This is a genomic window from Candidatus Desulfolinea nitratireducens (genome assembly GCF_982879505.1).
The window spans coordinates 5,886-29,387 of sequence record NZ_CEYOSI010000014.1 but is presented as its reverse complement, the minus strand read 5'-3'; the positions used below and the strand labels follow the sequence as shown (position 1 = coordinate 29,387).

At 48.2% G+C, this 23,502-nt stretch carries 20 protein-coding genes and 1 pseudogene; 10 read left to right on the top strand and 11 right to left on the bottom strand.

Features of this window, described 5'->3' with window-relative positions:
- The 4 genes from AC3DOM_RS02410 to AC3DOM_RS02395 all read right to left on the bottom strand — a co-directional run.
- Positions 1-408: hypothetical protein (locus AC3DOM_RS02410; protein ID WP_487917427.1), on the bottom strand; the 408-nt coding region annotated here is incomplete at its 3' end.
- Positions 409-548: 140 nt separating this feature from the next.
- Positions 549-929, bottom strand: a complete 381-nt coding sequence (locus tag AC3DOM_RS02405) for a HEPN domain-containing protein (RefSeq protein WP_487917426.1) — start codon at positions 927-929, stop codon at positions 549-551.
- Positions 910-1,269, bottom strand: a complete 360-nt coding sequence (locus AC3DOM_RS02400; protein ID WP_487917425.1) for a nucleotidyltransferase domain-containing protein — start codon at positions 1,267-1,269, stop codon at positions 910-912. Before AC3DOM_RS02400 ends, AC3DOM_RS02405 begins: the two co-directional genes overlap by 20 nt.
- A 40-nt stretch (positions 1,270-1,309) precedes the next feature.
- Positions 1,310-5,206 (bottom strand): DNA polymerase III subunit alpha, encoded by a 3,897-nt coding sequence (locus AC3DOM_RS02395; protein WP_487917424.1) that lies wholly within the window; start codon positions 5,204-5,206, stop codon positions 1,310-1,312.
- A gap of 228 nt (positions 5,207-5,434) precedes the next feature.
- On the opposite strand from AC3DOM_RS02395, the gene AC3DOM_RS02390 reads away from it, so the two are divergent.
- The 10 genes and pseudogenes from AC3DOM_RS02390 (at position 5,435) to acnA (ending at position 18,226) form a co-directional block, all read left to right on the top strand.
- Positions 5,435-5,650 carry an amphi-Trp domain-containing protein gene (locus AC3DOM_RS02390; RefSeq protein ID WP_487917423.1) on the top strand — a complete coding sequence of 72 codons (216 nt, stop codon included), beginning with the start codon at positions 5,435-5,437 and terminating at the stop codon, positions 5,648-5,650.
- Positions 5,651-5,717: 67 nt separating this feature from the next.
- Positions 5,718-6,626, top strand: coding sequence for a ribokinase (rbsK, locus tag AC3DOM_RS02385; RefSeq protein ID WP_487917422.1), 909 nt, complete (start codon positions 5,718-5,720; stop codon positions 6,624-6,626).
- A 91-nt stretch (positions 6,627-6,717) separates the two neighbouring features.
- Positions 6,718-7,734, top strand: a complete 1,017-nt coding sequence (locus tag AC3DOM_RS02380; RefSeq protein ID WP_487917429.1) for a hypothetical protein — start codon at positions 6,718-6,720, stop codon at positions 7,732-7,734.
- Positions 7,735-7,844: 110 nt separating this feature from the next.
- Positions 7,845-8,492, top strand: a complete 648-nt coding sequence (locus AC3DOM_RS02375) for a hypothetical protein (protein ID WP_487917421.1) — start codon at positions 7,845-7,847, stop codon at positions 8,490-8,492.
- An 11-nt stretch (positions 8,493-8,503) separates the two neighbouring features.
- Entirely contained in the window at positions 8,504-9,487 is a 984-nt protein-coding gene (locus tag AC3DOM_RS02370; protein ID WP_487917420.1) for a Gfo/Idh/MocA family protein, read from the top strand.
- An 11-nt stretch (positions 9,488-9,498) separates the two neighbouring features.
- Positions 9,499-9,867 carry a YrdB family protein gene (locus AC3DOM_RS02365; protein ID WP_487917419.1) on the top strand — a complete coding sequence of 123 codons (369 nt, stop codon included), beginning with the start codon at positions 9,499-9,501 and terminating at the stop codon, positions 9,865-9,867.
- Between the two features lie 87 nt (positions 9,868-9,954).
- Positions 9,955-11,277, top strand: a pseudogene (locus tag AC3DOM_RS02360) (preprotein translocase subunit SecA); the annotation flags it as partial.
- Positions 11,278-14,061 (top strand): preprotein translocase subunit SecA, encoded by a 2,784-nt coding sequence (locus AC3DOM_RS02355; RefSeq protein ID WP_487917428.1) that lies wholly within the window; start codon positions 11,278-11,280, stop codon positions 14,059-14,061.
- An 81-nt stretch (positions 14,062-14,142) separates the two neighbouring features.
- On the top strand, positions 14,143-15,183 hold the full coding sequence (gene add, locus AC3DOM_RS02350) for an adenosine deaminase (RefSeq protein ID WP_487917418.1): 1,041 nt from the start codon (positions 14,143-14,145) through the stop codon (positions 15,181-15,183).
- A gap of 343 nt (positions 15,184-15,526) precedes the next feature.
- On the top strand, positions 15,527-18,226 hold the full coding sequence (acnA, locus tag AC3DOM_RS02345; protein ID WP_487917417.1) for an aconitate hydratase AcnA: 2,700 nt from the start codon (positions 15,527-15,529) through the stop codon (positions 18,224-18,226).
- Between the two features lie 106 nt (positions 18,227-18,332).
- On the opposite strand, the gene AC3DOM_RS02340 is transcribed toward acnA, so the two are convergent.
- The 7 genes from AC3DOM_RS02340 to AC3DOM_RS02310 all read right to left on the bottom strand — a co-directional run bounded on the left by AC3DOM_RS02340 (position 18,333) and on the right by AC3DOM_RS02310 (position 23,373).
- Positions 18,333-19,418, bottom strand: coding sequence for a hypothetical protein (locus AC3DOM_RS02340; protein ID WP_487917416.1), 1,086 nt, complete (start codon positions 19,416-19,418; stop codon positions 18,333-18,335).
- 13 nt (positions 19,419-19,431) lie between these two features.
- A complete protein-coding gene (locus AC3DOM_RS02335) occupies positions 19,432-20,292 on the bottom strand; it encodes an FRG domain-containing protein (RefSeq protein ID WP_487917415.1) in 861 nt (286 codons plus the stop codon).
- A gap of 414 nt (positions 20,293-20,706) precedes the next feature.
- Positions 20,707-21,432: an IS1096 element passenger TnpR family protein gene (locus AC3DOM_RS02330; protein ID WP_487917414.1), complete on the bottom strand. Its 726-nt coding sequence runs from the start codon at positions 21,430-21,432 to the stop codon at positions 20,707-20,709.
- 2 nt (positions 21,433-21,434) lie between these two features.
- Positions 21,435-21,848 carry a hypothetical protein gene (locus AC3DOM_RS02325; protein ID WP_487917413.1) on the bottom strand — a complete coding sequence of 138 codons (414 nt, stop codon included), beginning with the start codon at positions 21,846-21,848 and terminating at the stop codon, positions 21,435-21,437.
- A 171-nt stretch (positions 21,849-22,019) separates the two neighbouring features.
- Positions 22,020-22,259 (bottom strand): hypothetical protein, encoded by a 240-nt coding sequence (locus AC3DOM_RS02320; RefSeq protein ID WP_487917412.1) that lies wholly within the window; start codon positions 22,257-22,259, stop codon positions 22,020-22,022.
- Between the two features lie 54 nt (positions 22,260-22,313).
- The gene (locus tag AC3DOM_RS02315) at positions 22,314-22,781 is read right to left on the bottom strand and encodes a hypothetical protein (protein ID WP_487917411.1); all 468 of its coding nucleotides are present in this window, start codon (positions 22,779-22,781) and stop codon (positions 22,314-22,316) included.
- 61 nt (positions 22,782-22,842) lie between these two features.
- Positions 22,843-23,373: a hypothetical protein gene (locus tag AC3DOM_RS02310; RefSeq protein WP_487917410.1), complete on the bottom strand. Its 531-nt coding sequence runs from the start codon at positions 23,371-23,373 to the stop codon at positions 22,843-22,845.
- Between the last annotated feature and the right edge of the window lie 129 nt (positions 23,374-23,502).

The following is a 23,502-nucleotide window of genomic DNA, read 5'->3' as shown; positions in this document are numbered from 1 at the left end:
GACTAATAAATTTTCTATCTCATTTGGTAGATTATGCTTCTTAATATTTTTAATGGTTTTATTAATACTTGATGGTAGACTAACTTTTAGTGTTTTACCAATCAGTCCAATTGTTAGGTCTTGCAATATTCGTATCGATGAAAGTAATGGTGAAATTTCGTTTTGGAGTTCAACTAAACTGTGTGAATTAAAAACAATCTTATCCTCTATATCAACTAGTTGGTCATCAAACAATTGAAATTCCCGAAAACAATTGTTTTGCGCTTGTTCCATACGATGAATATTTACAACAGCTGATGTAGCTCGGTTAAGAAGAAAAGAAATATCATCTGATATTCCCTCTGCTTCCATCCAAGACGATGTTCTTTGAAAAAAACCTCGTGAGTTAAGTAAATTAGCTAAATACATTTTATTAGTGTCTCCTTGCCGCCCAACTACTTGGTACCGTTAGAACAGAAATCAAACCCCAATCTCCTCGATCCGCCAATCCTCGTTCCCCAGGACCGTCTTCTGGCTTTTAGAAACTTCGTGCTACCAAAAAAGGGGGTTTATGCCTTCAAATTTCCTCTCAGAAAAGTTCGCACTGTTTTTACAGCAGCAAATGCAGATTGCGCTTCCTCTATCTCGGCAGCATCACCGGGATAGCGATACCGAACAGAAAATTCTTCGAGTACATCTAAATCAGCTTTTAGAAACTCATAGCTCCTGTCAAATTTCAAAATCATTGCCAGCAGTTCGAGCAAATTATGGATTTTGGGAAAGTGTTTCTCATTTTCTTGCAACAAAGCCTTTAGATATTTTTCTGCACATTGTTGGCAATGAAAACAAACAGCATCATAATTAGGGTTTTTGCGCGCTCTAATTTCTCGCCCCGCTGTTGCAAAATCACCTTCAGCTTTTGAGACCCATTCAGCTGTTGCTGCCTTCATAGACCACCTTCCCCTCCTTCAGTATATCCTGTACGAAATAATCCCCCATTGCAATGCGTTCTTCCAGGTGTTTTGGCGTATACAGAATTAGGTCCAAACCAAAAAATAAATTAAGATGATGACGGATTAGCAAAGATTGCTGGCTTTCTTTCAGTTCAGTTGCCATCACAACCAAAATATCCACGTCGCTTTCAGGGCGTGGATTACCGCGGGCATAAGACCCAAAGATAATGATTTTTTGTGGGCGAAATTGTTCAGCAATTTGCCGCACTACTTCGTCAATCGCCTCTTGGGGGATGCGCTCTCTCTTATCAATCGTGGGGACTTCAATTAAGGTCATCTTGTCAAAGATTATACAGTAAAAAACTATTCGCTTTACTCTAAACCCCGATCTCCTCGATCCGCCAATCCTCGTTGCCCAGGACCTTCTTTAGACGGTCGAGCATCTCGTCGCAGATGCGCGTATTGTAATTGGGGAAGTCGATCAGATGCCCCTTATCCCCCTCGTAGATCTGCAGGGAAAACATATCCCGCCCGGGGAAGGAGATCAGCACGCCGTGGATATTTCCCAGACGGCGTTTATCGCGTTCCAGGCTGCCATTCGTCTTGATCGAGACCGTGATCAGGCGCGGCGGATGCTCGGATTCAGGCGCGGATGGCGTTAGTAAAGTGCGTGGATAATGTTTAGCCATCTGCTCATAGGATTCAGGCTGATCATTTTCAGCTAAATCTTCAGGCACATCTTCACTTTGCCCATTGTGTACTTCTGCCCGGAGCATAGCGTCGGGCACAGGCTCGGGTTGTGGTTCATCTGGAGGCTCCGCCAAAGTCACCTCAACCGCCGCAGAATATTCCATCTCGTACATCGTCTCCTCCCAGCCATCCGGAAAGGCCTCCGGTGGAGGAGGCATCCCCTCGTCAGCCCCACCGTCCCCTTCCGCAAGCGGTGAGGGAGCTTTGGCAGAATAGGTTTTGGCCGGGGATTCGGCGATTTGCAGCTCCACCCCAACAGGCTGTGGGGGGGCTTTAACGGGAACAGGCCCAAGGGAGCCCGTTTGCCGTTTTTTTTCCACAGAGGTCAACAGGTCAAAATCTGTTTTGATCGCATCCACCAAAATCTTGGGCGGGGAACTATCCGCATCCACCTTGCCTTCAACGACCACGATCTGCCCCTCAACACAAAGATCGCGATAATCCTGCCAGGGGCGCGGGAAGATGACCAGTTCAATGATCCCGCGCATATCGTCGAGAGTCATGAAACCCATCGGTTTGCCCTTTTTGGTCTGGTAGGGGCGCACACCTGCGATCAGCCCGGCCACGCGGACGCGTTCATCCTGCCGCGCTTCGGGGAGCTGCGGTGAAAAATGGGTCACAATTTCGGTTAGGGTTTTTTGGTAAGAGGAAAGCGGATGGTCAGAGATATAGATGCCGATCAGCTCCCGCTCCCAATTCAATTCTATTCGCTGGTCAATCTTGCCGCCGGGAGAAAGAACGATTGTATCGCTAACGCCAGTGGCTGCGCCAAACATGCTGATCTGACCAGAATCCCTGGCTTTGAAATGCGCACCACTGACCGCGATCAGGCGTTCGAGCGAAGCCAGCAGGCTGCTGCGGGAACCGAAAATATCCAGCGCCCCAACCTTGATCATCGATTCGAGGGCGCGTTTGCCAACGGTACGCAGGTCAACAGCACGGATAAATTCGTTGATATCCCTGCAATCTTTTTCCTGACGGGCAGCGATGATCGCTTCAACCGGTCCGCGCCCCACATTTTTGATCGCCCCGAAGCCAAAGCGGATCGCCGTCTTGCCATTTGGCAGATCTTCGATGGCGAAATCCCATTCGCTTTTCTTGACATCCGGCGGCAGGATCTCAATATCCATCTCGCGGGCGTTGGCCGCATAATGGGCAACCTTGGCGGTATCCCCATAAAATACCGACATCAGCGCGCTCATATATTCGGTGGGATAATTCGCCTTTAGATAAGCCGTTTGAACGGCGATCGTGCCGTAGGCCGCAGCATGTGATTTGTTAAATCCATATCGTGCAAATTCTTCCCAATCATCAAAGATAGCGGTGGCAATCGTATTTTCGATCCCCTCTTTTACGGCACCTTTGATAAATTTCTTGCGATGTTTCCTGATCTCTTTTTCTTTTTTCTTGGAAATCGCCTTGCGCAGATCATCCGATTCGGGGCCGGTATAGCCCGCCAACTCGACCGCCGCGCGCATGATCTGTTCCTGATAGATCGGGATGCCATACGTGGATTTAAAGATCGGCTCCATCTTGGGGTGGCGATAAACGCTCTTTTCCCGGTCATTCATCCGCTCGATATAAGAGGGGATAAAGCGCATCGGACCCGGCCTGTAGAGGGCCACCATGGCGATGACATTGTCGAGGGTTGTAGGCTGCATCTTGACCATCCAACCCGTCATCCCGCCCCCTTCCAGTTGGAAGATACCGGCTGTATTCCCTTCTCCGATGATCTCAAAGGCCTTTTTATCATCGAGCGGAATATTCTCGAGATGATATTTTTTACCAGTACGTTTTTCAATTTGTTCTGCCGCCCGGGCAATCACCGTCAATGTGGAGAGACCCAAAAAGTCCACTTTGAGCATCCCTAAATTGTCGAGAATACCCATCTCAAATTGGGTCACGGTTTTGATCGGCGTATCTTCAGAATTGGAGGTCGGGCGATGGATCGGCAGATATTCGATCAGGGGTTTATCGGCAATCACCACGCCCGCCGCATGTGTCCCGGCGTTGCGGACAACACCTTCCATGCCAATTGCGGTATCAATTAATTCCTTGATATGAGGGGCAGAATTATAGGCTTTCTTAAAATCCGCCACATCGTTGAGCGTCCCCTGGAGTGTGACCGTTTTCCCCGAAACGGCGGGGATCAACTTGGCAACCCTATCCACTTCGCCGAGGGGGATATCCATCACACGCCCAACATCGCGGATGGCGGCTTTGGCACCCATCGTGCCGAAGGTGATGATCTGGGCGACCTTATCGTCGCCATATTTTTCCGCGCAATAAGCCATCATTTCATGGCGGCGGTCATCCCGGAAATCGAGGTCAATATCGGGCATCGAGATACGCCCGGGGTTGAGAAAACGTTCAAAGATGAGGTCATGTTCAATCGGGTCGATCAAGGTGATCTCAAGCGAGTACGCGACAATTGATCCGGCCGCGGAACCGCGCGTGGTGTACAAAATCCCCTTCTCCTGCGCCTCGCGGACCAGATCCCAAACGATGATGAAGTAGGCATCAAAGCCCATCGTGTGGATGATATTCAGTTCGTAATTCAGGCGATCGCGAAAAACCTTATCGTCTGCATGATTTCCATAGCGCCGCTCAAGCCCCTGCTCGCAGAGGTGGCGTAAATAACTCTCCTCGGTATGTCCATCCGGTACGGGGAAATGCGGCAGGTGATATTCGGTGAAATCAAGATTGACATCGCAACGCTCAGCGATCTCAAGGGTATTGCTCAAAGCCTCGGGGACTTCGCGGAAAAGTTCGTTCATCTCCTGAGGGGAGCGCAAATAATAGGATGGATCATCCATCCGCATTCGTTTTTCATCTTTTAGCAGGGCCCCGGTCTGGATGGCCAGCAAAATATCCTGGAGTTTGGCATCGTCCGGCTGGATATAGTGGACATCATTCGTCGCAACAAACCTGGACGAATAACGTGCTCCCATTTCGACAAGCTGACGGTTCAGCTCGGTCAGCTCGACGATATTATGCTGCTGCAACTCGATGTAGAAATTTTCCTCGCCGAAAACATCATAATACCAATCCATCCGGCGGACGGCCTCTGTGGGGTCCTCACGCAACAGCGCACGGGGTATTTCAGCCGACATACATCCCGAGGTGCAGATCAGCCCTTCGGCGTGTGCGGCAAGAAAATCATGGTCAATGCGGGGATAGTAGTAGAAGCCCTCGGTCTGCGCAGCCGAGGCGATCTTGAGCAGGTTCTGGTAACCCGTTGCATTTTTGGCGAGCAATAGCAGATGGGATGATTTTTTATCCAGCTTCGAATCACGGTCGGCCATCCCCCGTGCAGACATATAGGCTTCTATACCAATGATCGGTTTGATATCGACAGCTTTTGCGGCGTCGTAAAATTTCTTCACCCCGAACATCGTCCCATGATCGGTGATCGCAACCGCGGGCATCTCCATCGCCTTGGCCGTGGCGACAAGCTTCTCGATATTACTCAAGCCATCAAGAAGGGAATATTCGGTATGGACGTGTAAGTGAGCAAAAGACATATTTTTTTATGGGTGGTGTATTTTATGATTGTTGGCTGGGATGAAGATGAGGATAAAAACCCCACCGCTCGCTGAGTAAAAAGGCTAAAAAGATTATAGCACGAGGATGAATTTTAGAACCTATGTTTTACTTAAAAAACTGGTTTTTTTAAGGTTGCCCCATCTGAGAGAGAAACTGGTTGTATAATATTCTCATCGGATTTTTCAGATAGATATTAGAGAAGATTAATGACAGAGAAAGCTGAACGAGATATTCAGAAAATCTATTCAAATAAAGATTTTGCCGCCAAGCTGCGCCGACTTGCGGATGCGCTGGAAGAGGGCAAAGCCTTCGAGATCCAGGTCGCCGGTGAGCGGATCTATATCCCCGCCACGGCAGAGATCAGCGTGGAACACGAACGCTCGGATGATGGCGAGGAGCTTGAGTTTCAGATGAAGTCGTGAAAAGGCAATCAAGAAAATTTCGCTTCGGCAGTCACCAAGGTACCCCCTAAGCTGAAAAAGGCAGGCTATGGCTAGAATCATTATTCTTGGCAGCATTAATATGGATGTGGTTGTCATGACGCCCCGTCATCCGAATCCCGGGGAAACGCTATTTGGTTCCGATTTGAAATTTATCCCGGGTGGAAAGGGGGCAAATCAGGCTGTTGCTGCCAGCCGGTTGGGGGGCGATGTTGTATTGGTTGGCAAGCTGGGGGAGGATGCCTTTGGTTCAGCACTACAAAAATTCCTGGAAGAGGAAAATTTAAATCTGGATCATCTGTATTTTTCGCAGGATACCCCCAGTGGCACAGCATTGATCACAGTAGATGAAAACGCTGAGAACAGGATCATCGTTGTTCCAGGATGCAATGCCGAGTTGTCTCCTGCTGACTTCGGTTCGCTTTCGATTACAGCCGATGATATTCTGGTCTCCGTATTCGAAATTCCGCAGGAAACCATCAAAGCCGCCTTCCAAACAGCCAAAGAGGTGGGGGCAAAAACGATCCTTAACCCCGCGCCAGCAGCTCCATTTATCGAGGGGTTACAGGATTTATGCGATACGTTGATCGTAAACGAAACAGAGCTGTCTTTTTTCTCCGGTGAAGATGCCAATCCTGATGTTCTGGAAAGCTTGCACCGTCAAGCGCGAGCTATCCGCAGCACGGCTAGTCAAATAATTATTGTGACACTCGGAGGCAATGGGGCAGTCTGCTTGCAGGGAGATGATTTCTTCTCTGTAGCGGGAAATAAGGTGGAGGCAGTCGATACAACAGCAGCAGGAGATTGCTTCACGGGGGCATTAGCTGTCGCGCTTAAAGAAGGCTTGTCGCTCAGTGACGCAATCCGGTTTGCCAATTTCGCCGCCTCCCTGAGTGTGCAGAAGGTTGGGGCTTCGGCTTCCTTACCTTATCGGCAGGAGGTCAATGGGCTGCTCTGAAATCTGAATAGCTGGGATAGCAGGGGGAGACCGGAGGGAAAGATAGTGTACAATGCTGACAATAATTAGGAGAATAACTATCTTGCCCAATATGGATGCCCAAATTTGTTATTTGCTCTGCTTCCCTGATCCGGTAGAAAAATCATCTGAACCTTTGGAAAAAATCCAGGGACTGAAAGATGCACCCTATTTTCAACCAGTGGATATCTCTGTCAGGACGCTGGAGCAAGCCCAAATCCAGGCGGGAGGCGTGGATGTGGCTGTCTCCCGACAGCGCTACGACAACCGCATCCAGATAATTGAGTGCAAATTCCCATTGAGAGATGTTCTCGACCAGGAAGCCATCCAGAAACGGGGGCAGATCGAAAATGCCCTGCGATTGGCGTTAATCCCTGAAGAACTCACAAAAAACGGGGTATTTGAAGAATATATTATCTTGATGATCAGCGCGGTGAACACGACAGATGAATTTGTAGATAGCAATGCACAGGAGCTGGCACATTTTCTCCGTACACAGCGTGAAAATTTGGTGGAAGCCGAAGTAAAGGAAATTTTGGGTTCACGCATTCGCTACTCAGAAGATGATCTGACTATCGTAGATTGGGAGGGCGCTATTATCATCGCTCCGGATGGCGATTTTCAGTCGGATATCGAATTGCTCAAAATCGGTAATTATCAGTTGCTGCGTTACAGGATTCTCGACCAGGATGTGGAAAACAGCCTGCGTAATATTGCTGAAAAATTTTATAAAAATCCGCGCCGCGCCTTGCGCCCCGACCCCACCCGAGGACGTATCCAGCGTATAGTGCAACAGCGCCTGGAGTTGATGTTTGATTTCGCACATACCGACCAGAATTTACTCTTGATCGGTGATTGGTACACAGCCAAACTCTACGGAATGATCCGCAGTGAACTTTATCTCGACCATTGGAAGGAAGCCGTGCATGCCAAGCTCGACAATATGGAGAGCATTATTGACACCATTCAGGAAAATTTCTCCCTTTCCTGGTCTGCTTTAATGGATCTGGGCCAGCTTATCGGTTGGATCATCCTATTGATCGGTTATTTTGTGATGTTCTTTATTGATATTGGATATTATGTGAAATAACCAATATCAATAAATGGCTCTATGGTTGTTTTGCGTGAATAATTTTGTATAATGTTAATAAGGTAGTTACAAATATAAGCAAGCAGATTCCGGTTTAATGGAGGCAACTTATGAGTACTTCGACAATAAAAAAGGTTTTTGACTACCGGGCACTTCGTTTGCTGATGGGGCTGATCGCATTTACCCTTCCATTTGTTGTCAGCCTGATTTCACTCACCCCACTTTCGTCTATCAGTGCGTCATATCATACTGAAGCCCGCGATGTTTTTGTTGGGATGCTATTTATTGTCGCCTCCTTTTTGTGGGCCTATAACGGACACACAACTGGTCAGGCCAGGGCAAGTAAGGTAGCATCGATTACAGCAATCATCGTTGCACTCTATCCGACATCCTGCGGGACTTGCGAAACTGATCTAATATCCACGATCCATTATATGGGTGCAGCGATTTTATTCGCAATCCTGGCGTATTTTTGCTTTGGCCCCTTTAGAGAAAAAACAAAAGGTCAACCAGGGAAGAAAGGGCGGCGGAGCAAAATTTATTATATTTGCGGGTGGATCATGATTTTATGTATCCTGGCCGCAGGTATCTCAAAAATCACACTGCCTGATGAGGCCATAAAAGCACTGAAGATAACCTACTGGGCGGAAGCAATAGCACTAGTCGCATTCGGTGTTGCCTGGATCACCGCGGGTAAATTTTTAAGCCCGCTTGTTGACGACGACGAAGCGCTACAGATTCAAATCTTTGAACAATAAGGAGATAGAAGATGAGAAAAATCCGTTGGGGCATACTGAGCACTGCAAATATTGGTACCGAAAAAGTAATTCCCGCCATGCAATTGGGTGAGTATTCTAAGGTCACTGGCATCGCCTCTCGAAATCAGGAAATGGCAGAGGCTGCAGCAAAGCGCCTGGGAATACAAAAGGCATACGCTTCCTATGAGGATCTATTGGCCGATCCCGATATCGAGGCTATTTACAATCCCTTGCCTAACCCCCAGCATGTGCCCTGGTCCATCAAGGCATTGGAGGCGGGAAAACATGTGCTCTGCGAGAAGCCGATTGGGATGAGCTCAGTTGAGGCTGAGGAACTGCTCGCTGCAGGGAAAAAACATCCTGAACTCAAGGTAATGGAAGCCTTCATGTATAGACTCCATCCGCAATGGGTAAAAGCCAAAGAATTGGTGCTTGATGGCGAAATCGGGGAGCTGAGGACGATCCAGTCCTTATTCTCCTACTATAATGTTGATCCCAGCAATATTCGCAATATCGCTGAAATGGGTGGCGGGGGACTGATGGATATCGGATGCTATTGCATATCCCTGTCGCGATTCATATTCAACACGGAACCTGAACGGGTGCAGGGAATCATCGAGTACGATCCGGAATTCAAGGTTGATCGCGTTGCCAGTGGTATCCTGGACTTTGGCAGGGGAACGTCAACCTTCACCTGTGGGACGCAACTGGCGCCCCATCAACGGGTGAATATTATCGGGACGGAAGGGCGGATTGAGATTGAGATCCCCTTCAACGCTCCGTCGGATAAGCCCTGCAGAATATGGCTCCAACAGGGAAGTGAGATTGAAGAGATATTGTTTGATTTTTGTGACCAGTATACAATCCAGGGTGACTTATTCTCCCTGGCAGTGCTCAACGATACCGAAGTGCCGACTCCGCTCGAGGACGCAGTAGCCAATATGAGAGTGATTGAATCGATAGTCGAGAGCGCCGCAAGCGGAAAATGGGTTTAGCGTGAAGAGCCATGGGTTCTAATCCAATAAATCTCGCCATACGCTTTCTGCTTGAATTGGCAGCCCTATCCTCAATTGGCTACTGGGGCTGGACACAACACGAAGGCGGGATGCGCTTCTTTCTTGCGATAGGCTTGCCACTTCTGGCCGCGGCTTTGTGGGGGACATTTGCTGTTCCCGATGATCCCAGCCGCTCGGGAAAAGCGCCTGTTCCAGTAGCCGGGATTATCCGTCTCGCTCTCGAATTAGCTTTTTTTGCAGCAGCAACCTGGCTTCTGTTTGATGCAGGGCAACCATCCTTGGGGAGAACTCTCGGCGTTGTCGTCCTCATCCACTATTTGATTTCTTATGATCGGATCGGTTGGTTGTTAAAGCGATAAAAGTGCATATTTTTTCTCCAACGTTAACAAAAACCTAAGATATCCTCTCTATCCTCTCTGTTATAATCGCCCCTCGAGAGGACCATTATGCTAAAGAATTTCGTCAACATTTTCGGGGGCGACCCCAACCAAAAAAGAATCAATGATCTGGCTCAGATCGCGGAAGAAATTAACGCACTTGAGCTGGAATATGAAGCCCTCAGCGATGCAGATTTACGCGCCAAAACGGATCAATTCCGGGCAAAACTGAAAGCTGAGCTGGAGGGTGTGGAAGATAAGGATGAGTATTTCCGGATCGAGCAGGAAGTGCTCACCGAGATCATGTTCGAAGCCTTCGCCACCGTACGTGAGGCTGCCAAGCGGACTTTGGGGATGCGTCCCTATGATGTCCAACTGGTGGGTGGGATAACGATCCACCGCGGCGAGATCGCAGAAATGAAAACCGGTGAGGGAAAAACCCTCAGTGCGACCCTTCCCGTTTATCTGAACGCCCTGACCGGCCGCGGGATTCACCTGATTACCGTCAATGATTATCTTGCCCGCCGTGACCCGCGCTGGATGGGGCCGATCTACGATTTTCTCGGGCTGAGCGTCGGTATTTTGCAGGCGGCTGCCGCCACAGAAAACGGGAACAAAGCCTATCTTTACGATCCAACCAAAGAAGCCGCACAGGAAGACCAACATCAACTCCGACTTGTAGACCGCAAGGAAGCCTACGCCGCCGATATCACCTACGGCACGAATAATGAATTTGGCTTCGACTATCTCCGCGATAATATGGCCATGAGCCTCGAGCGCCGTGTACAGCGCGGACATTATTTTGCCATTATTGACGAGGTGGATAATGTCCTCATTGACGAGGCCCGCACTCCGCTGATCATCTCTGGCCCCTCAAAAGGCGATATGGGTGATTACACGCGGATGGCAACCCTGGTCAAACAGTTGCGGGGAGAAGATTTTGAGTTAAACGAACGTGATCGCAGCATTGCCCTGACAGAGATCGGTATCGCCCATGTGGAGGAGTTGCTCGGTGAACCCCTCAGCGATCCCGACCGCCCCGAAGATGTGACCCCCGAACAAGCCCGGCTGATGGGATATCTTGAACAGGCATTACGTTCAGAATATCTCTTCAAACGGAATAAAGATTATCTCGTACAGGGCGGCAAGGTTGTGATCGTCGATGAGCATACCGGTCGTCTCATGGCTGGACGCCGCTGGTCAGATGGCCTCCATCAGGCCGTGGAAGCAAAAGAAAACGTCCGGATTGAACCGGAAAATATCACCTACGCAACAGTCACTTTGCAGAATTATTATCGCATGTACGAGAAGCTGGCCGGGATGACCGGTACAGCACTGACAGAGGCTGAAGAATTCGACAAGATCTATGATCTCGAGGTATTACCGATCCCGATGAATTTGGAGTATTTGGCAGCAGCCGAAGACTCGACTCTGGTTGCCCGTACTGCAAAAGAAGCCAAGACAGGTTACGAATATACCTATTATATTAACGAATCTTCGCCCCCCTCTAACTCCCCCCGCACACAGGGGGAGAACGCAGGTCTCCCCCCCGCCAGCAGGGGGGAAGCCCCGTCAGGGGAGGGGGGGCAAATACTTTGGAAGCGAAAAGATTACCCTGATTCGATCTATAGAACGGTAGAGGCCAAACTCCGGGCAATTGTAAAAGAGGCCGCGCATTTCCACGTCATCGGGCGGCCGCAATTGATCGGGACAACCTCCGTCGATTCATCGGATCGATTGTCGGGGCGCTTGCACGCAGAACCCGTGCGCCGTCTCCTGCAAACATTATTGATCCGCTACCACTGGATGGAAGCGAACGACCGCGAAGAGGATGGGCGCGCCATCGCTGAGTTGCAACCGCTCTATATGCCCATCGAAAAACTCACCCCAACCATGTTGCGTGATTTTGCCAAACCATTGGGCATCTCGATCAACCCCGCCGACCCAGACAATCTTGCGGCCTTGCTCGATATCCTGGATCTGGAAGATAAAGATCTTGAGCGGCTTAAGGACCTGATCAAAGGCGGTGTACCGCATAATGTGCTCAATGCGCGCAAGCATACCGAAGAGAGTCAGATCATCGCAGGAGCGGGCGCTTTTGGGGCTGTGACCATCGCGACGAATATGGCCGGTCGTGGTGTGGATATTAAGCTCGGCGGCGATATTGCCGAAGAGGTGCTCTCATCGGTAAACCGCGTCCTGAAAAAGATCGGGGCTGAGGATCACTATAATCTCACACTTGAAGAACAACGTCAGTTTTTACTCAAAACCGACCGCGCTGAGTACGGAATCTACGATACCGAAATCGATTATTTCCTGAAATACTTCGAGGAGATGGAACATGTCAAAGCCGTGGGAGGCCTGCATGTGATCGGCTCAGAACGTCATGATGCCCGCCGGATTGATAACCAGTTACGCGGACGCGCCGGACGTCAGGGCGATCCCGGCTCCTCGCGTTTCTTCCTCTCCCTTGAAGATGACCTGATGCGTCTCTTCGGCGGTGAACAGGTTGGCAATTTGATGGAGCGTCTGAAAGTGGATGATTCGCTCCCCCTGGAAAATAAAATCGTTGCCAATATCATCGAGCAATCGCAACACCGTGTGGAGGGAGCAAACTTCGATGTTCGCGAACATCTCCTCGATTATGATAATGTCCTCAACCAGCAACGTGAGCGCATCTATAGCCAGCGTGACCGTGTCTTTACGAAGGACGACCTGAGCGACGATTTGCAGAGTATGCTCCGCGTGGAAGTTGAGAACCGCGTCCACACCGCGCTGGCAGATGAAGATGAAGGTCCCTGGCGATTGCTGGCCTGGGCCGAGGGTGTCCAACCCTCATTCACAGATCGTGACGATGAGCTTTTCCCCTCCTTCGGAATGAAATTGCTCCTCGAGGAGCTTCGAGATTCTGAAGAGCCTCAAGCCGCGCTGCTTGAGCTGCTGCGCGATACGATCAACGCAGAACAGGAACATATCTACAAAGCCATCGCATCCCTTGTTTATCGCACAGGCGATAGCCTCGAAACCCAACTTAGTGAAAGACTTGATCTCCTCGATACCTTCATCCAAAATCAGGGAGACGTTGAAGAGGTGCAGCGCCCGCAGGAAATTCTAAACGAGTTGAATAGCTTGATTCACCTGCCCTTGAAATTGACGAATAATCAACTTCGTACCCTTGCAGATGATGCCTATGAACTCGAAGATGACCTCCGCGAAATGATCGAAATACAGCTTACAAAGATCAATCTCACCCGCATGATCGGGGCAATTGAATATCGGTTGGAGCAACCGCTTTCGCTCAATAATAATGAACTCGCTGAAATGGAATGGAGCGAGGTTGAAAAGGAAGTTCTTGACGCCGCCGATCAGGCCCTGGAAACACGGCTGGAAGCTTTGGCCGGAGAAAACGGTCAATTGGCACGGGACCTCGAATCCGCGCTTAAACGTGAGCCTGTAAAGATCTGGAACGATACGGCAAATGCCCGTCTGCTTCTCGGCCTCGCGCAGGGTGTCCGCTCTGGCTTTGATGCCCGCACTCATCAGCAGGTCAAACAGGTTTTTGCCCGTTTCCAATATATATATCTGGAGGCGCAAAGCCTGGTCAACCGCGAGGCTGAAGAGTTGATCGAAGAGGTCATGGATCATTTCAATGCAGCACAGGATGCGCTCCAAAGCGCGTGGGGTGAGGCAAAATGGCGCGAGGGAAGGGCTCACGCCACGCTCGCCGACTTTGGGCCTGCCACCGACATTCTGGGGGATGATCTCGCTGACACATCTCCCGCCAATCTCCCCGATGAATCGCGCGAAACCCTGATCAACGAACTGGGCCGCCTGCGAATGACAGAAATCCAGCGCCAGCTTTTGCTGAGTGCAATCACCGAGCAATGGGTCGAGTACCTGACAAAGGTGGAGGCCCTACGTGTTTCGATTGGGCTGGAAGCCTACGCTCAACGCGACCCACTGGTTCAATACAGGCGACAGGCCTCCGAAATGTTCCAGGTTTTGATGAGCGATATTCGCTCACAGGTGGTGAGCCGCGTTTTTGCCTATCAGCCCCGCCGCTGGAACGCCAGCCCCCTGGGTGCTGTGGAAGCAGCGAATACAGTTTCTGATACGGCACAAAAATCAAAACCGACAAAAACAAAAAAGAAACGCAAGCGGCATAAGAAGAAATAATCAGCCCCCTCCCGGCCTCCCCCAAATGGTATGGGGAAAAATGTTACGAAAACAGCTATTTTCTGCTAGAATAAATAAAAAATGAAAAACTACGTCACCACATCCTCCCTGAATATTTTTATGGTTTTGCCAAAGGTGGAGCTTCATCGCCACCTGGAAGGGTCGCTGCGTATTGAGACCATGCTTGATATCTCACGCGAGCATGGCATTACAGTTCCCAGAAATATCATGCGTCTGAGCGATCTCGTCCAAATTCAGGATGAGGAACCGTATACTTTTGCAAATTTTCTCGAAAAATTCAAAACCTTGCGCCTCTTTTACCGCTCTCCGGAAGTGATCGAACGCGTCACCCGCGAGGCGGTTGAAGATGCGGCGCGCGACAATATTCGCTATATGGAATTGCGCTTTACGCCAGTCGCATTGAGCCGTGCTGAACGTTTTCCCCTCCAGGATGTGGTGGATTGGGTTTGCGAGAGTGCCAACAAGGCAGCAGAAAAATTTGGGATCACTGTCAAATTGATTGCCAGCGTCAACCGTCATGAAAGCCTGGAATTGGCAGAACAAGTTGCCTGGATTGCATCCAACTCCCTGGACAAAGGCATCGTTGCTCTTGATATTGCCGGAAACGAAGCAGAATTTTCAGGCAAACCCTTTGCCCCGATCTTCCGCGAGGCAAAAGAATCAGGGCTGAAGATCACCGTCCACGCAGGGGAATGGGCTGGCGCAGAAAACGTCCGGGAGGCGATTGAAGTTCTCGGCGCCGATCGAATTGGTCATGGCGTACGTGTTATTGAAGATGAAACCGTGGTTGCAATGACAAAAGAACGCGGTACGTGTTTTGAAGTTTGCGTAACAAGCAATCATCAATCCGGGGTCACACCCACCCTGAAAGAGCATCCATTGCGAAAAATGATCGAAGCCGGATTGAATACGACCATTAATACTGATGACCCCAGCATCTCAAGAATTTCCTTGAGCAGCGAGTTCCAAATGGTTCACGATCAGCTTGGCATATCGCTTGATATGCTCAAGAAACAAACCATGAACGCGGTCAACGCGGCCTTTGTTTCTGATGAGGAACGAGAAAGACTTGTCAAAGATTTCAAAAAAGGGTTAGAATAGGGGCTATAGATATCCTCTCACCCTAGCCCTCTCCCGGAGGGAGAGGGAATTAATAGGAACGGACAACAAAGGCGCACCTTTGTGTTTTTTCCACCTTTGTGATCGCTAGGAACAATGGTGAGAAAGAAACAAAGGTTTTTTTGTCTCTTGACCCCTCACCCCGTCCTTGCTTCGAAAAGGGCACAAGCGGGAGAGGGGTTGGGGGTGAGGGGAGTTCTTCGAAACCCGATGTGCAACGCATCAAAAGCAGATGCAATGCACATCTATCCTATACCTTCTTACAGTCTATGCTCCGTAAGAAGACGAATGATGTTTACCAGTAAGAAAGCTAAAGGAGTTCGACATGACCCAGGATCATTTTAATGCCCGTGATCTACTTATTACCAAAGGTGGTCAGTACACTTTTTATCGGCTGGACGCGCTTGAAAAAGCCGGTTTGGTCCGTTTGAAAAAATTACCCTTCTCGATCCGTGTATTGCTTGAATCTGCCCTTCGTCAGGTGGATGACAAAGGCATTACCCCCGATGACGTGAAACGGATTGCCGCGTGGACCCCCAATGGCGAACGCCCCGGGATCCCCTTCAAACCCTCCCGGGTGGTGATGCAGGATTTTACCGGTGTTCCCGCCGTTGTGGATCTGGCCGCGATGCGCTCTGCGGTGGCACGTCTCGGTGGCGATCCAAAGAAAGTCAATCCACTGGTACCAGTTGAACTGGTCATCGATCATTCGGTGCAGGTTGATTTTTTCGGTACTCCCGATGCACTCCAACGCAATACCGAAATTGAATTTCAGCGTAACAAGGAACGCTACGAATTTCTGAAATGGGGGCAGAAGGCCTTCGATAATTTCCGCGTTGTGCCCCCCTCCACAGGGATCATCCATCAGGTCAATCTGGAGCATCTCAGTGAGTGTGTCCCCGCCCGAGAAGTGGATGGCGAATTGCAGGCCTTTGCAGATACCCTCGTCGGTACGGATTCACATACAGTGATGATTAACGGACTCGGCGTTCTCGGCTGGGGTGTCGGCGGGATCGAGGCAGAGGCCTCCATGCTCGGCCAGCCCCTCGATATGCTGCTCCCAGACGTGGTCGGTTTCAAACTCTTTGGCGAAATGCAGGAGGGCGTCACCGCCACCGATCTTGTTCTGACCGCCGTCCAGATGCTGCGTGAGCAGGGTGTGGTCGGTAAATTCGTCGAATTTTACGGCCCGGGCCTGGACAGTATGTCGCTCCCGGACCGTGCGACCATCGCCAATATGGCCCCCGAATACGGGGCAACGATGGGCTTCTTCCCGGTGGACGAGGAAACCCTGCGCTATTTGCGATTAACCGGTCGCTCCGAAGAGACGATCGAACGCACCAAAGCCTATCTGACAGAACAGGGCCTTTTCCGGACCAGTGAAACCCCCGACCCCGAGTTCACCGCCACGCTTGAGCTTGATCTCGGCACAGTTGTCCCCTCTCTGGCCGGGCCAAAACGCCCGCAGGATCGAATCGCATTGACCAATATGAAGCAGGAATTTCAAAAAGCGCTGACCGCCGAAAAAGGTTTCCACGGTTTCGGTTTGAGCGCAGATGAAGCAAAGAAAAAAGCCACTGTCGGCACCAATGGCGGCGGTTATGAACTCGGTCACGGCGCACTGGTCATTGCGGCGATCACCTCCTGCACGAATACCTCCAACCCCTCGGTTTTGGTCGGGGCGGGGTTACTGGCAAAGAAAGCGCTCGAATTGGGGCTTGAGGTTGCACCGCAGGTGAAAACATCCCTCGCGCCAGGCTCACGCGTTGTGACAGAATATCTGCGGCAGGCAAATCTGATTGAGCCCCTCGCCAAGCTTGGCTTCGGGATCGTCGGCTATGGCTGCACAACCTGCATCGGTAACTCTGGTCCGCTTCCCAGCGAGGTGGCGAAAGCAGTCACCAGTGAAAAGCTGATCGCTGCCGCAGTCACTTCGGGGAACCGAAACTTTGAGGGCCGCGTCCACCCGATGGTGCAGGCGAGTTATTTGGCCTCCCCACCCTTGGTCGTCGCCTATGCGCTGGCTGGCACGGTCGATATTGACCTCGCAACTGAAGCGATCGGGACCGGGGTGGATGGCAATCCTGTCTATCTGAAAGATATCTGGCCCTCCACCAAAGAGATCATGGATGTGGTTGCGGAGAGCGTCAAGGCGGAGATGTTCAAAGAGAAATATGCCGAGGTTTTCGCCGGTGATGAGCTCTGGAATGAGATCAAGGTCAGCGAGGGCGATCTTTATGCCTGGGATGAATCATCGACCTATATCCAGCATCCCCCCTTCTTCCAATCCTTGACGTTGGACCTGCCACCGGTTGAGGACATCCATGGGGCCCGCGTGCTGGCCCTGCTAAAGGATTCGATCACCACCGATCATATCTCACCGGCCGGGAATATCCCCGCGGATGGGCCTGCCGGAAAATACCTGCAATCAAAGGGTGTCAAGGTCAACGATTTCAACTCCTTTGGCTCACGGCGCGGCAATGACCAGGTGATGGCACGCGGTACCTTTGCGAATATCCGCCTGAAAAATAAACTCGTCCCCGGCGTCGAAGGCGGTTATACCCGCCACCTGCCGGATGGCGGGCAGATCTCCATTTTTGATGCGGCGGTCAAATATGCCAGGGATGAGACCCCGCTGATCGTGCTGACCGGCGCCCAATATGGGACCGGCTCCAGTCGTGACTGGGCCGCCAAGGGAACGCTTATGCTTGGCGTAAAAGCTGTCATCGCCACCTCCTATGAGCGCATCCACCGCTCAAACCTGGTCGGGATGGGCGTGATACCGCTCCAATTTGCGGAAGGCGAAAGCGCCGAATCACTCGGATTGACAGGTGAGGAAACCTTTGACATCACAGGCTTAAAAGACATTATGGCGCCGATGAGCGATGTGTCCGTCACCGCAACAAAGACAGATGGCAGCACGGTTGCATTTACCGCAAAGGCTTTGTTGAATACCGAGATCGAGGTAGAGTACTACCGAAATGGCGGTATTTTGCATACGGTGCTGAGGAATATGGTGCGATAGAAAGTAGGGAAGACGAAAAAAGAAAGAGAAATCCCCCGTTCACTTGTTGTGAATGGGGGATTTCTTGTTTTTATGATGTAGGAATGAGAATTTTATCTTCGCACAATTAGTCTCCAAACGTAAATCTAAAACTGTTGTAACGCCCATCACATTCACGAACCATATATCCTGAAGAGTTCATCTCTATCAGATCTTGATAACAAAGTATGAAATTCTGAGAATCGGGCTTTACTTCAAAAACAACTGTCATCTTTGCCTTTTCTTGATAATAGACTCTGATACTATTCTTAAAGTAAGAATAAGACCTTTGAGCTTCGTATTCAATATAATTATCGTCTTCGTATGCATATAGATAAAACATATCATCAAAGACACTATATCCAGGGGTAAGCCTTTCAACTTCTAACTCTATAACTAGAAATTGAGTATATCCGCCCTCATACCCACCATTAAAGCCACGGGGTCCCTCTGGTTTATATCCGTTGATAGTGTCTATACGGTACGCGTTTTTTAGTATTGCAGAATAATCTTTTTGTGTCCAAATCCATCCTATGTCTCCGCCATTGAGATATATTTTTATAGGGGTAGGTGTCGGAACAATAGTTGGAGGAGGTATTTTTGTGGGAACTACTACATCAAATTCTATCTTCGAAATAACTAATGCCCCACTCTCATCACGCATAACTTGGTCTCCGGTTAACCGCTCACCCTTTTTTCCGATTACTTTTTGAACATCCAGAGGTTGCACAGATGGATAAGGCATTAATGCTTCCGCGACATATTTTCCTCCACTCAATCCTCCATGTGGTCCAAATGCTCCAGTCATAAATTTTCCGTTTCTGACTATAGTTTTATCCTGCCCGGAGAAGCTATTGTGGATACCATTGACTGAAACCATGATGATTGTATAGTGAGGTAAATTTGTTTGACCATGAATGACAACTAAGTTCTTGTCAGTTTGTTCTACCTCAAGATTGATATATACGGATAATGGTGATGCTGTCGGAGAAGGTAGTGGTGTTGGAGGTTGAGACGATTTAATAACATTGGATACTAGTCCTGCAAGGATAACAATAACTATTAGGCTTATTGAAACTAGCACAGCTAAAATAACAAGTTGCAATTTTGTCATTCCTAGTATTTTTTTAGGCTTCTTGTACTGTTTTTTTGTTCGTTTCTTATTCGCTACCATCGTTTTTTCCTTGTTATTTTTTGTACTCCACTATTTGTCCTAAAAAACCTTTCTCAACTAACTTTTTGAACTTGTCACCGAGTAAGTATTTATATGTATTATCATAAACAGTAGATGGGAATAAAAATGTTGGAGGGATAGATACAATATCTAAGAAGTCTTTGGTAATTGGAAATTTAACAGAAGCTATCACCAGATTATTTAAATCGTAATTTTGGTAATTTAGATCTCGCAACGTTCCGAAAATTCCATGTTGAACATGTGTTCTTAGGCTCAAGGATGTTTGACTAGAGCGTAAATCACACCATTTTGTTTTTTTTCCTACTTCAATGCCTTCAGATGCTATTCGGTGCTTTGTACTGCATACTGGATTTTCAAACTGCAAGAAATATACCCATCCAAATTTATCACATTTTCTTGGGCAAAATGTGTATGGAGGTATTTTTGTCCTTTTGTGGCACGCAAACCACAGTGCAATAAACAAATTATCAACTAAATCAATCCAAGGGGTTCTAATCCCATAATGTTGCAATAATGCTCCTCCTATTTCACCGCCAAACCTGTTTGCTTTTGTAGTATTTCTCCATTTTACTGTTAAATTTTCATAAGCATTTATGCGTTCTTCAAATTCTTTCTTGTTTCCATCAACTCCCCGAAACAAGGAAGGCACCATACCTGCATAATCTTCATTTTGCCCTCTAAAAAACACTTTGTACGCTCCACCCAAATTGCTTTTTAAATATCCAGCAAAACGCGCAAGTAATAATGGGTCTTCTAAATATACATAATCGCGATTTTCACTTTCTTCGACTTTTAGAATATGCTTTTTCCTTAAGTATTTTCTCTTACAAAATTTGTATGCTAAATTATGCATCTGTTTTCTCCACTTTCTCTTACATTCATTTAGAACCACAAAATGCCTTATCTAAAGTATTATGCGAGATTAAATTCCCAGTGTGGTGTGCAATCTTGGTGTGGGCGGGTTGGTTTTCGTTGCTGTGTCCGCATGGACGTCAACATCCACGCTAGTTAGCCAAAGCCGGATAAATCCGACTCGGCGAACCAGTCGCCTTTAGCACGTGCGGATTAAAATCCTGCCTTAGTTCTTGGAAACCCCTATGGGGCTAAAATCGTCCAGTTTGATAGGGCTTCCGTACTCCTGACAGAGTACATTGTTCTGAGGGAGGGATTTATCCTGCACCGAACCCCTTCTCTGCGTCTTCTCCTAATGAAGAAGCATCTATTAAACCGCCTGCTTTTAGGCTCGGCTTCGAAATGTTTTTCAGCTTTAGACGAATTTCTCAAATGCATATTCTTTGATCTCTGTCCCTTCGTAACCACAAACTCCCGCGCGTGGAGAGTTGGATAAAGGCAGGAAACCTTCATCCCATTCATCATGTTCTTTGGCGTGCCTGTCACAATAAAAATTGTTTTCATATTCGAAAACGTTGAGCCATTGCGCTGGCTCTTCACCGCAAATACTGCAAATATAGAGAGGTGAAAAATTACGTGAGAGAATACGAATCTTTTTTCCACGCGGAAATGAGCCTTCTCGCTCGGCAATCATTTTCACCGACAGCTCGGTTGTTGAGCCGAAATCGTATTCGTAACGTATTTTTTTGTTGAAAGGAATGGCTTTCCCGATGGCGACATGGAGATCGTACTCTTCGGTTTTCCAGCTACCGAAGAAGGGATCGGGATCAATATAGGAGCTATAGTATGTCTCCCCAACGACAAATTGACTGAGATGTCCACAGCACTCCAGCCAAATATCACGCAAAAATTGATCGAGTTCTGCCAGTGTGGAATTTGCCGCAATCTCGATATCCAACCAATAAGCGGATTCATAAGGGTCTTCTATGCGAAGATGGAATATTCGCGTTTTACTGCCGTATTCGGCTACAATGGCGTCTTTGCGTGCTGCACAGGTTTTAAGATGCCGACCCATACCGCGTTTGTCGTAGGGTTTTTCGCAGGAAAAACAATAACCAGGGAGACTGGTTGTCTTTGCCATTTTTACTCCCTCCCTTTTGAGGGAACCGCAGCAACCACAGCAAGTTGATATTCGTTTTTTCTCTCAGTAACTCTGTACTCTATAATAGCGCGATTATCATTGGGAAATAATTTTTTCTTACGCTTGATAAGTTTCTTGATGAATAGTGTTATATCTTTACGAATTCCTTTTTCTGTTTCTGGCATGCTTTGAACAAATTGGGATATCAATTCATTTTCTTTATTTTTTGGTAGCGTAGCTGTAGTCCATGCCATGCAGGCCATACCAACCAGATTTTTGTAGGCGTGTAATGTTGAACCCATATCCTGATTGGGTTCTATTAATTTTTGTATTCTTTCAGAAACTTTTACTTCACCTTCAGGATTTAGGACAAATTTGCTGTCTTTGTATTGTGGCTTTTTCTGCATAGCACCCATTAATTTTTGTAGAGTAGAATCTGTTTTTTTTCCTTTCTTGCTCTTCTTTCCTGCTTTGTTTGTTTTCTCTTTTTATTTTTGTGTCGTTTTCTTGTCATTTATTTTTTCCTTAAACCTGATCGTAGAGTTTCGTCATCCTTGCGGGAAATACCCCCCCCAAGAGTCAGAAGGTTACTTTCCTCCCCCAAAAGCCTCCCGCAGGACGGCTTGCATCAACTGCTCAGAGTGGGTTTGATTTTGGGCCACCTGCGCTTCGAGTTGATCGCAAAAAGAGAGCGGTTTTTCAATTTTGGCGATGTTTTTTTCTCGGTGTTGAATTCGTACGGGTTTAAGCCCTGCCTCATGGTACGAAAGCCCGATAAATCCGACACGATGTCCAGTCGCTTTTAGGCGGCTTTGGCTTATTAGCACGGAGGATTCATCCCCGTGCGGTTATAGTGAAAAAACTCAACACACTCTCCATTTTTACGCTTTCACATGCCTGAGCAGCAAAAATATCCTTTTCTGGATATTGACGACTCGTGTCGTCCATCTTCTTTTTGTACCGTCATCCGCATAAGGGAATTTATCTTTCAGGTCTTTGATCCTGTCATATATATTTTTGATCAATACTTCTGTTTCCTGCCCGCCTAAAAACTCAAGATCCGTCCCGGTTAATGATGGGTAGCGGCGGATCTTTTTGGGGTTTATTCTCTTGAAATCAAAGGATATACTGCGCAGCCGATCATATTCTGCTGTGGATAGCTTGTCGATAATCTCCCCAACGGGAATATCCTTGTCAATCACTGCCCAAAAATAATTCGAGTTTTTTTTCAACTCTTCGATCAATTTCCAGGCATCTCTTGTGGTTGCCTTGCGAAATTCCGCGAAGGCTGTAATTGTCTTTGCTGCTGAAGAGAATACCTCGAGAGCAGTAGGAATACTGATCGGCATCTTGCGCTCCTTTCCATCCCTTGGATATTATACGGGATAAATTCAGATTTTCGTTCGTTGCCTATTTCAATCTTGATCTTATCTCTTCAAACTTGGCCAGCATCCCTTCTCGTTCTGACCATTTTTCGACTTCTTCCAGATCAACATTTTGTGATTGGGCCACATATTCTGCCTGTACCAGGCATTGGTGATCGTTCCAGTGATAGTAAGCTGCTAGCCTATCTTTGACACAATCTGTAGGAGAAATAATGCGCAAGGTTCCGGTTTCTACTTCCCTTTCTACAATATCGCTAATCACTTCCTCACCAATCGCAAGGGGGCCTGCAGGAAATTCAATAAAAAGTTCTGTATCCAGGTGCGTGAAATATCTTCCCTGCTCTTGAAAGCCAAGCTTTATCATTACACTTCGGATTTTCTTGTGATTGATAGCGTATCTATTTACTAAATCCAAATCTTTGGATACATATTTGTTATTGCTATAAATTGTTACTACACTTCCCCCAGAAAGAACAACGTCAATCCCTTCTTTCTCCAAATGGGCTTGGACAAAAGCACTTAATTCTGCTTCGTTCATCTTATTGATCTTTTTCATAATGGCTTCTCCCGCCTTCTAGGCCTACGCCGATCCATACTTAGTTTCTCACGAATCTCTTCGGGATAAAAAGAGTATGCCTTTTCAAGCAATCCTTTTAGCTCAGTAAGGAAAGGGTAGCGGGGGTTA